The sequence below is a fragment of the Microcystis sp. M079S1 genome, from assembly GCF_020246425.1.
In the GTDB taxonomy this organism is placed as follows: Bacteria; Cyanobacteriota; Cyanobacteriia; order Cyanobacteriales; family Microcystaceae; genus Microcystis; species Microcystis aeruginosa.
Genome location: NZ_JADBSZ010000276.1, coordinates 1 through 9,973, shown reverse-complemented (window position 1 = coordinate 9,973; position 9,973 = coordinate 1). Strand labels below are relative to the sequence as shown.

The 9,973-nt window shown below is 42.0% G+C and carries 11 protein-coding genes and 1 pseudogene; 5 read left to right on the top strand and 7 right to left on the bottom strand.

Annotated elements, in window-relative coordinates:
* Positions 1-173: 173 nt before the first annotated feature.
* Positions 174-575 (bottom strand): chorismate mutase, encoded by a 402-nt coding sequence (gene aroH, locus IM456_RS18140; RefSeq protein ID WP_002798342.1) that lies wholly within the window; start codon positions 573-575, stop codon positions 174-176.
* Between the two features lie 68 nt (positions 576-643).
* Positions 644-1,465 carry a signal peptide peptidase SppA gene (sppA, locus tag IM456_RS18135; protein ID WP_002781484.1) on the bottom strand — a complete coding sequence of 274 codons (822 nt, stop codon included), beginning with the start codon at positions 1,463-1,465 and terminating at the stop codon, positions 644-646.
* Between the two features lie 204 nt (positions 1,466-1,669).
* Between sppA and IM456_RS18130 the strand changes: the two genes are divergently transcribed.
* Together IM456_RS18130 and IM456_RS18125 are read left to right on the top strand one after the other, a co-directional pair.
* On the top strand, positions 1,670-1,906 hold the full coding sequence (locus IM456_RS18130; RefSeq protein ID WP_149988167.1) for a DUF4160 domain-containing protein: 237 nt from the start codon (positions 1,670-1,672) through the stop codon (positions 1,904-1,906).
* A 2-nt stretch (positions 1,907-1,908) separates the two neighbouring features.
* Positions 1,909-2,754, top strand: a complete 846-nt coding sequence (locus IM456_RS18125; RefSeq protein ID WP_149988166.1) for a DUF2442 domain-containing protein — start codon at positions 1,909-1,911, stop codon at positions 2,752-2,754.
* A 4-nt stretch (positions 2,755-2,758) separates the two neighbouring features.
* Here IM456_RS18125 and ligA read toward each other — a convergent pair whose 3' ends face one another.
* The 4 genes from ligA to IM456_RS18105 all read right to left on the bottom strand — a co-directional run bounded on the left by ligA (position 2,759) and on the right by IM456_RS18105 (position 7,400).
* Complete coding sequence (gene ligA / locus IM456_RS18120; protein WP_149988165.1) at positions 2,759-4,768, bottom strand: NAD-dependent DNA ligase LigA; 2,010 nt, start codon at positions 4,766-4,768, stop codon at positions 2,759-2,761.
* Positions 4,769-4,782: 14 nt separating this feature from the next.
* Positions 4,783-5,349 carry a Uma2 family endonuclease gene (locus tag IM456_RS18115; RefSeq protein WP_287693250.1) on the bottom strand — a complete coding sequence of 189 codons (567 nt, stop codon included), beginning with the start codon at positions 5,347-5,349 and terminating at the stop codon, positions 4,783-4,785.
* A 20-nt stretch (positions 5,350-5,369) separates the two neighbouring features.
* The gene (locus tag IM456_RS18110) at positions 5,370-5,936 is read right to left on the bottom strand and encodes a Uma2 family endonuclease (protein ID WP_287693249.1); all 567 of its coding nucleotides are present in this window, start codon (positions 5,934-5,936) and stop codon (positions 5,370-5,372) included.
* Positions 5,937-6,080: 144 nt separating this feature from the next.
* Positions 6,081-7,400 carry an aminopeptidase P N-terminal domain-containing protein gene (locus tag IM456_RS18105; RefSeq protein WP_287693248.1) on the bottom strand — a complete coding sequence of 440 codons (1,320 nt, stop codon included), beginning with the start codon at positions 7,398-7,400 and terminating at the stop codon, positions 6,081-6,083.
* A 61-nt stretch (positions 7,401-7,461) separates the two neighbouring features.
* Here IM456_RS18105 and IM456_RS18100 point away from each other — a divergent pair, with 61 nt between their 5' ends.
* From IM456_RS18100 to IM456_RS18090, 3 genes are all read left to right on the top strand, one after another.
* Complete coding sequence (locus tag IM456_RS18100) at positions 7,462-7,935, top strand: hypothetical protein (RefSeq protein WP_149988161.1); 474 nt, start codon at positions 7,462-7,464, stop codon at positions 7,933-7,935.
* A 208-nt stretch (positions 7,936-8,143) separates the two neighbouring features.
* Positions 8,144-9,088, top strand: coding sequence for a PhzF family phenazine biosynthesis protein (locus IM456_RS18095; protein WP_149988160.1), 945 nt, complete (start codon positions 8,144-8,146; stop codon positions 9,086-9,088).
* Positions 9,089-9,360: 272 nt separating this feature from the next.
* A complete protein-coding gene (locus IM456_RS18090) occupies positions 9,361-9,633 on the top strand; it encodes a lipopolysaccharide assembly protein LapA domain-containing protein (RefSeq protein WP_149988159.1) in 273 nt (90 codons plus the stop codon).
* A 184-nt stretch (positions 9,634-9,817) separates the two neighbouring features.
* Here IM456_RS18090 and IM456_RS18085 read toward each other — a convergent pair.
* Positions 9,818-9,973: pseudogene (locus IM456_RS18085) on the bottom strand (IS1 family transposase); the annotation flags it as partial.

The following is a 9,973-nucleotide window of genomic DNA, read 5'->3' as shown; positions in this document are numbered from 1 at the left end:
GAACCCTTATATAGAAAGGCATTTAGCGATTTTTGTCAATTGTTTTTGCTCTAGAGCGAACTAATCAATTAAATCTATTGCCAGATAAGGATTCAGTCGATTTATGCCCCCATATCGAACCATACCAAGTCCCGAAGAGCCATAGAAAATGCGGGAACAGGTTATCGAAGATTTTAGCGATTAATAGTTACTGGAGAAATCTGCCAATCGGGGCGAAGATTTTTCGCCCCTTGCAGATAGACGTGCTGCATTTCGCTTGGCAGTTTGGGAGTATTAACGTGGAGAATTACCCGAATACACTTTTCCAGACTACCAGCGACGTGCATCTGTTGCACATCGAGGAGGGGGACATTTTGCCAATGGGGACGTTCGCGAGCGATAGCAGCGGGGAAAATCGCGTCTAAATCCTGAGTTGCCGTAAAGATAATACTAACAATATCATCGGGATCGAGACTATTGTGGATTTCGATCGCTTCGAGGAGTTCTGTTACTGCTTCTCGTATAGCTTCAATAGTATTAGCTGTTACTGTTGTTGCTCCCCGAATGGCTCGAATCTTCCACTGCACGATTGTCATCCTCCGCTAATCCTGATGAGTCAATTTTAGGGGTTAACGCGCCCTTTTTCTCGACTTTAATCTGGCCATCAGGGTCGGTATAACCACAATAGTTGTCCGTTAACTTCCAATTCAAATTCTAGACGCTGTAGGGTTTTTTGTAATCCTAGGGGTATTTGGGAACGATTGCCCGTCAGACGACTGAGGAGGGGTTTCGGTTCTTCGATAGTCTGACATTTAGTTTTATCTGGGGGTAATCCTGCCAATTCTAGCGCCCAAAGTCGGGCATCTTCCTCGGTTCCCAAGCGATCAACCACTCCTAATTCTAAAGCCTGTTGACCGGTAAAAATGCGCCCATCGGCAAAACTTTTCACTTGATTGACATCTAAATTTCTAGCTCCGGCGACGGTTTGCAGAAATTGCTGATAACTGGTATCGATCATATCCTGGAGAATTCTTTCTTCTTCATCAGTTAATTCTCGATCGAAGGAGAGAATATCTTTATAAGGGCCCGATTTAATCACTTTAAACGAAACTCCCACCTTATCTAACAATCTTTCTAGATTGTTCCCTCTCAGGATAACACCGATCGAGCCGGTAATCGTGCCGGGGTTAGCCATAATATAATTAGCCCCCATACCGATATAAACGCCGCCAGAGGCGGAAATATTGCCAAAACTAGCGATTATTTTCGTGTTTTTTTGTAAGCGCTTCAATGCTTCATAAATTTCTTGGGAATCCCCCACGGTTCCCCCGGGGGAGTCAATGCGGAGAAGTAGGGCGGGATATTGCCTTTCTTTGACGATTTCTAGGGCTTTTAAGACCCTTTTGCGGGTATCGGAGGCAATTGCACCTGTAATTTCTATTCGAGCGATTTGTTTGCGGGTTTTCGGTTTAAAAGGCCAGACCATCAGGGTTAAATATCTCTAAAAAAAGGACTCTTTCTAATCTAACGCTTTGATCGTTCCTGGTTAAGCAAACATTATTACATTTTGGGCGCACGCGATGCGCCCCTACCATTGGCGCAATAATATTATTGTAGGGGCGAATTGTATTCGCCCTCTTTTAATAACTTTTGCTGCTCACCATCAGTGAGAGAAAGTCACAAATAGGAGATGCAGCCTCACGATCATTTGCCACCTCATTTTCATGTTCGTAAACCGGGCCAATGGGAAATTAGAGTTTTTTTCTTACTTTGTAATCAAGAAAATGGTCTAAATTTTCAGGTGAAATGGCCCGCCAATGCCAAAATATCTAGTAAGGAAAAAAAGCAAATACTCGACCACGTTTTGGCCAATCGTTCTACACTCCTGATTGAATGGGAGGCAAAGGTCTGTACGCAGGGGAATTAATCATGTTAAATAAGCCAGAAATTACTGTTATAATTGAGGATAAAGAAATTTATAATTTCTTGCCAGAGTCTCAATCTGTGCAGATTCTTTCTTTACCAGATTTAAAGAATATTGATTCTTTAAAAAACATCTTTATTTATACTTCTTTGACCAGTTTAAAGGCAGTGTCAGATATTGCCAGAACCGCTAATGATAAACATCATCTGCGAGGTCTTTTCATCCGAGCAGACATTGATGCTATCTGGTTGCCGCAACTATTTAAACGGGCCAATTTACGCACCCTGCGAAATACCCTCGTTTATCGAGATTTTACTTTACCGACAAGGGTGATTAATGCTTGGATTTGGGGAGCGCAAGAGCATTTAATCGCCACAGCTTTAGTTATTGGGGAAAGTTTATTAATCAGTCGCTGTGATCTCGATGAGCTAGAAATTCCCTTTGCATCTATGCCAGCTTTACAGCGTATTCCTCTAGAAGAAAGAGAGAAGTTTATTATAGCAGAAGATGGTAGTTATATTCATTGGCCAGCCGTGGACATTCATCTTGATATAGAGGCTTTTTTGAGTGTGATTGAACCAAAAGCAAAACAAAAGTTTGCAGCGATTAAATTAAAACATGATCAGATTTTTGGTCGAGCGATTGCCTCTTTACGCAAACAGCATCAACTGCGACAATCAGATATTATAGGAGTATCCGAGCGTCAAGTGAGACGCATTGAACAGGGGGAAGGAACAAAGGTAGAAACCCTTAATTTATTTGCCCAAGCTCACAAAATGGAACTTAATGATTATCTTGATGCTGTTGCTCAGTTAATTGATAATACTTCAGTAGATTTGCTCCAATCTTAAGCTTTTAATCCCCGATTAATTCGAGCAATTGTGCTTCGGTTAGCTGAGTAATGCCCAATTCTAGGGCTTTTTCTAGCTTAGAACCCGCCGCTTCTCCTAGCAGTAAATAATCGGTTTTTTTGCTGACAGAACCCGTCACTTTCCCCCCAGCTTTTTCGATTAATTCTTTCGCTTCCTCCCGTTTGAGAGTTGGTAAAGTGCCAGTAATGACAAAGGTTTTCCCTGCTAAAGTCGCTTTAGTGGTGGTGGTTTTTGCTGCTGCGGCAAATTGTAAACCAGCCGCTTGTAATTTAGCGACTAAATCCCGATTAGCGGCGATTCTAAACCAATCATAGACCGATTGAGCGATTTCTTCACCGATACCATAGATAGAGGCTAAATTAGTCACGCTGGCGTTAGCTAACTCCTCCACAGTCCGAAAACTTTCCGCGAGAATTTTGGCGTTAACGCTGCCCACATAGCGAATTCCTAGCCCATAAAGTACTCTCGACCAGCTTTGATTTTTGCTTTGAGCCATAGCTGTAATCAAATTTAAGGCGGATTTCTCGCCCATTCGGTCTAATTTGGCAATTTCCGTTTTTTTGAGGCTGTAGAGGTCAGAAATAGCGGTAACTAATCCCTGTTCAATCAGCAAAATCACCACTTTTTCCCCTAATCCCCGGATATCGAGAGCATCGCGACTGGCCCAATGTACTACACTTCCCCGCAAAATCGCCGGACAGGAACTATTAACACAGCGCGTCACCGCTTCCCCCACCGGACGGACTAGGGGAGATTGACATTCAGGGCAATTAGTGGGCATCTGGAAGGGTAAAGTCTGGGGAGGACGCAATTCTGGCAGGATTCTCACCACTTCCGGGATAATTTCCCCCGCTTTGCGGATAATTACCGTGTCACCGACTCGGATATCTAATTCGGCCACTCGATCGCTATTATGTAAAGTAGCCCTTTGTACGGTGGTCCCTGCTACCTGTACTGGTTCCATCACCGCCATGGGTGTGACTGCGCCGGTGCGTCCCACATTGACGATAATATCTTTAACTACTGTGGGGACTTCTTCGGCGGGATATTTTAAAGCGATGGCCCACCGAGGGAATTTTTGAGTGAATCCTAACCGATTTTGTCGCTGTAAATCGTTGATTTTGACTACGACACCATCGGTCATGTAGGCTAATTGATGACGTTTTTCTTGCCAATCTTGATAGTATTGCGCTACTTCTTGCAGGGATGGACAGAGTTGACGGTGGGGATTAACCAGAAATCCCATGGTTTCTAATCTATCTAAGGATTGCCATTGAGTAGTGATATTGTTATCGTCTAAATGCAGGGTATAGGCAAAAAATTGTAAGCGTCTTTTATCAACTATTTTCGGATCTAGTTGTCGTAGGGTTCCCGCTGCCGCATTGCGGGGATTAGCAAAGAGAGATTCCCCCTTTTCTTCTCTTTCTTGATTGATTTTATCGAAGGTATCGAGGGGTAAAAAAGCTTCGCCGCGCACTTCCACAATTGCCGGGGGATTGTCTATATTTAAGCGTAAAGGAATAGAGCGAATTGTCCGCACATTGGGGGTAATATCTTCGCCAGTGACTCCATCCCCTCTAGTAACACCTCTGACTAAAAAGCCGTTTTCGTAGGTTAAAGCTAACGCGGAACCATCGATTTTTAATTCACACACATATTCCGTGTCTTGGGTTTCATTTACATATCTCTGCCAACGGCTGCCCCATTTATTTAATTCTTCGAGGTTAAAGGCATTTTCGAGACTATAGAGGGGAATATTATGACGGACAGAAACGAATTGACTAGAGATTTTATCCCCGACTCTTTGGGTGGGACTATCGGGGGTGATTAATTGAGTATAACGCTTTTCTAGGTCTTCTAATTCCCGATAAAGTTGATCATAAACGCTATCGGGTATAAAAGGATCATCAAGAACATAATAAGCATAACTGGCTCTTTGTAGTTCTGTTTTTAGTTGTTGGCAACGTTGTTGGATTTCTAAGGGGATAGTCATAATCGTTAATAATGCTACTGTGCAAAGACCATTTGAGGAGTTAATTGTAAATCGGGAAATGTCACCGATATTATCCTATCTTCTTTGTGAAATTCTGCCAGTTCATAAAATCCCGAAATCAGGGTTAAAACCGATATTTTTACAGCAATAGGATCGATAATCCAGTATTCAGGAATGCCTCTCACTGCGTATTCTGAACGCTTATAACGGTAGTCATCATCGGCATTACCCGGGCTAACAATTTCTACAACTAACAGGGTAGGAAATTCAATCACTGCTGTGGTCATATTTCTAATCTCTTGACATTGTTGGGCAGTTAAAATCATTAAGTCTGGAATTCTCGATTTAGCTTTATCGGTGCGAATTCCCACCGTAGCGGGCATAACTTTCCAAGTTAGATTTAATCTTTTAATTTCTGCTATTAAATAATCATAAAGACAGGCAAGAATTAGAGCATGAAAGCCACTAGCAGGAGGCATAGAAATTAATTCTCCGTTAAATAATTCGTACTTATTATCTGTGGAGTCCTGATAATTTAAATATTCTGTAAAGGTATATTTTTTTGGTTTGGTAGCAATCATGATAACCTCCAGCCAAGATTTTAATATTCAAAGACCATTTGAGGAGTTAATTGTAAATCGGGAAATGTCACCGATATTATTCTATCTTCGTTGTTAAATTCTGCCAGTTCATAAAATCCAGAAATCAGGGTTAAAACCGATATTTTTAGAGCCATAGGATCGATAATCCAGTATTCAGGAATGCCTCTCACTGCGTATTCTGAACGTTTATAACGGTAGTCATCATCGGCATTACCGGGGCTAACAATTTCTACAACTAACAGGGGAGGAAATTCAATCACTGCTGTGGTCATATTTCTAATCTCTTGACATTGTTCAGCAGTTAAAATCATTAAGTCTGGAATTCTCGATTTAGCTTTATCGGTGCGAATTCCCACCGTAGCGGGCATAACTTGCCAGTCTAATTGTAGCCTCTCTATTTCCCTTTCTAACACCTTAAATATATATCTAAGTATCAAAGCATGAAAGCCACTAGCGGGCGGCATAGAAATTAATTCTCCGTTAAATAATTCGTACTTATTATCCGTGCAGTCTCGATAATTTAAATATTCCGCAAAGGTATATAATTTTTCTTTGGTGACAACCATAATAATCTCTAGAAAAAACTTAATTGAATCTCCTTAAGGGGGGTAGGGTTGATTCATGAATCAACCCTACCATGAATCAACCCTACTATGAATCAACCCTAGGGTTAGGGGGAATCTGACAATTTTTAACACCTAGCTTTTTACTTAAGATTCGATATCCTCAACTTTTTTGGGAACCGTTGCAGTTAAAACCTCATTTCCTGTGGCAGTAACTAACACATCATCTTCGATACGGATACCGATACCCCGCCATTTTTCCGGCACTTCCGGCTGTCCTTCAGCAGGTTTAATATCGGGGGAGATATAAATCCCCGGTTCCACGGTTAAAACATGACCAGGCTGCAAAGTTTGCCAAGTTTCTTCATTAACTTTATAACCTCCCGCATCATGGACATCTAATCCTAACCAATGGCCGGTTCTGTGCATATAAAAAGGCTTATATTTTTCCTCTTTAATTATCTCATCAATGTCGCCGACCAATAGCCCTAAATCTACTAATCCCTCCACAATTGTTCTGACGGCTGTGTCATGAAAAAGATTATAAGGATTACCAGTTTTTACCACTTCAATCGCCTTTAATTGAGCTTCCAGAACAATTTCATAGATAATTTTTTGTTCGGGGGTAAATTTACCATTAACGGGAAAAGTGCGGGTAATATCACCGTTATAGTAATTGTAGGCACAACCGGCATCAATTAACAAAAGCTCATTTTCTTGTACTTGACGATTATTGTTGATATAGTGCAGAATACAGGCATTAGCACCACTAGCGACAATAGAAGGATAAGCAGGACCCATACCCCCTTCTAGGCGAAAAGTATGCTCAATTTCCGCTTGAATTTGATACTCGTAGTGACCAACTTTGGTAAATTCTCTGGCCCGATTATGTGCCTGTGCTGAAATAGCGGTTGCTTGGCGAATATTGTCCAATTCGGCCGCGGTTTTCAGCAAGCGCAAAGGATGGAGAATAAAATTAGTATCCTCTAAAGCAGTCGGTCCAGTGCCGCGACGGGGAAAAGTGGCGATTAATTTTTGCCAGTGATTTAGAACGTTTGTATTAAAAGTTTTGTCTCGTCCGAGATGATAATAAATTCGTTCGGCTTTTTCGAGATATTGCGGTAATTTTTCGTCCAATTCTTGGATAGAATAGGCCTCATCAGCACCAAAAATCTCCTTTGCTCCTTCCACACCGTGGAGATAGCCGGTCCAGGTTTCTTTTTCCTGGTCTTTTGGCTGTACGAACAGGATAAACTGATGTTCGGGGTGATGGGGTGCTAAAATCGCCACCGCGTCCGGTTCATTAAATCCTGTCAGGTAAAAAAAGTCACTATCCTGACGATAGGTGTATTCTACGTCATTGTGCATGACCGCCATGGGCGCACTGCGAAAAATTGCGGTTCCATTGCCGATTTTTTCCATTACCTGCTGACGACGCTGCTGAAACTCTCTGTGATCGATGCCCATAGATATTCCTAAAAATGTCACAATAAGTCTTAGAGTCTATTATCGCTAATCTTTTTAGTTTATGACACCTGAAGAACCAGATTTTTCCCAAGATATCATCGAAAGGCGCGAGTTTACCCTAGCAGATTTTATCGCTCAAGAGGGGGCGGATTTCCTCAAAGGGGAATCTCCCGTCCCCAAATTGGTGCAGGTAAAGACTGAAATTAAACAGTTTATTGCTGGCAATTTAGGGGATTCTTCGGGAGCTTTGCAGATAATTTTACAGCTTATCGTTGATGAAGAATTAACCAAAGTCAGTCAAAATTTAGATAATCCCGTTCAAGCTTTACAGTTAATCCTAGAAGAAATTTTAGACAATCAAGAATTACTCTATGAATTAGTACACCGAGTCGATGTGAAATGGGGACAATTATACGGAGAACGTCCCTATTTTCAAAAACCCCATCAAAAACCTCACCCTGAAGACGAATACACCCACAATTCCGTTAGAGATAAGTTAGTCAGTTTATTAGCCAGATTAGAACCGAATAAGTAGTAGAGTTATTAGGAGACTCCGAGACGATGCCCTATCAAGACATACCTTATCTTTAGGAAAAACTCTGTATTTTAATTATTTCTTAGTAAAGAGAGACTAACAGGACTGACAAGGAGAATCTATCCCTAGACAGACCGCCGGGGCGGTCAGGGGTGAAAATAGTTGTAAGATAAAAAAATTCTCCGATAACTGTTGCCCTATCCCCCGCGTGCCGACCTATTCCTACTATACCGCCGATGTTTTTAGCGATTGCATTTTTGGCGGTAATCCCCTGGCGGTTTTTCCGGAAGCGTCTGGATTAACCCGCACCCAGATGCAAAAAATCGCCGCCGAATTTAACTTCTCGGAGACAGTCTTCGTTTTTCCGCCAGAAACGCCCCAAGGCACTAAAAAAGTCCGGATTTTCACCCCCAGTACCGAATTACCCTTTGCAGGGCATCCTACCGTCGGCACGGCCTATATTTTAGCCCTAATCGGTACTATCCCCCCCCACCAAGAAACCACGATTTATCTGGAGGAAGGAGTCGGTTTAGTACCGGTAAAAATTATCAGGGATCGGGAAAAACCCGTCTATAGTGAGTTAAAAGTGGCACAATTGCCAGAATTAGTGACAGATACTTATGATATCGATGATTTAGCGGCGATTCTTTCCCTAAGCGTTGCCGATTTCTTACCCGGTTATCCCCCCCGGTCTTTTTCCTGTGGTCTCCCTTTTTTAGTCATCCCCGTCAAAAATCGAGATATTTTAGCAAAAATCAGAGTTAATTTGGGTCTTTGGTCATCATTATTGGGCCAGTCCCCCGCTAACTCCCTTTTTGTCTGCTGTTTTGACCCGGAATCACCCCAATCTCGTCTCTATGGCCGAATGTTTGCCCCCGGTTTAGGAGTTATGGAAGATCCCGCCACCGGTTCGGCTGTGGCCGCTTTGGCGGGCTACCTAGGGGGGTTAGAATCTTCTAGGGAAGGGATGAATCAATGGACGATAATCCAAGGAGTGGAAATGGGCAGACCCAGCAACATACAATTAAAGTTTCAGAAAAACAACCGTAAAATTACGGAAGTTTCTGTGGGAGGTGCATCAGTTCTAGTCTGCCAAGGCAAGATGATAATTCCCGATGAGGAAACAAAAAGCGCTACACAAGGGTCATTTTGAGAGCGGTCGCTGAAGTTAGTAAAAAGGAGATGAACAATCTTAAAACATTAAGCCTTGCAAGGATCAATCTCCCATAGAACCCCCTTGAGCCATCTTGCACATTTTTCTCTTTTTGTCAAATTTTATGTTAAGAAAGATGTGAATAATGGATAGCTGGTAGAGGGGAGGGGGTGAAGGCCACGAATAAAGAAAAATGCTATTAATAGGGAGCTAACTGCAAAATTAGCCTACAAAAGCTTAAAAAATCTCCTACAAACATGGCGAGGACAAGCATGAATACAATTAGTAATTTTTTAGCTAGTGCTATTGTCGGCGGCTGGATTATGACCATGGCAGTTTTTGCTATCCAAAATATCCAACCAGTTTCTTTAAAGTTTCTACAATTTGAGTCAATTAAAGTACCTATCGGTGTTTTATTGGCTTTTTCTTTGGGAATGGGATTTTTTATCGCCGCAGTTATTCCCGCTTTTTTGAGAAAGTCGAAAAAATCTCCTCGCAGTCGCTTTTCTCCCCCACAATCGGGATTAGACGAGTTTGATTTTTAGATAGGGCTGGCTGAATAAAATTAGAATTCAGTCCAGTTAAGGGTTTCATACCAAATCCGTTTTTAATAGTCTCATTAACTCCCAAGTTATCGATTGTTTCTCCCTGCTCTGGGACTACCCACTCTCCTATACCTTTCAAACAGGATTTACTATGAGGTGGTGATTCGGTAGTAGTGATGGCGGCTTAATCCTTTGCCAGGTGTGCATTGTAGTCATGGATAAAATACCAAAGGGCTCCCCAACGTGATTCTCCATTTTTTTAGAGAAAGATAGACTCTCTCTCACCAGCCGAGAAATCCTTTGTCGAAAGGTATTATTTAATCTTTCAATAGGATTAGTT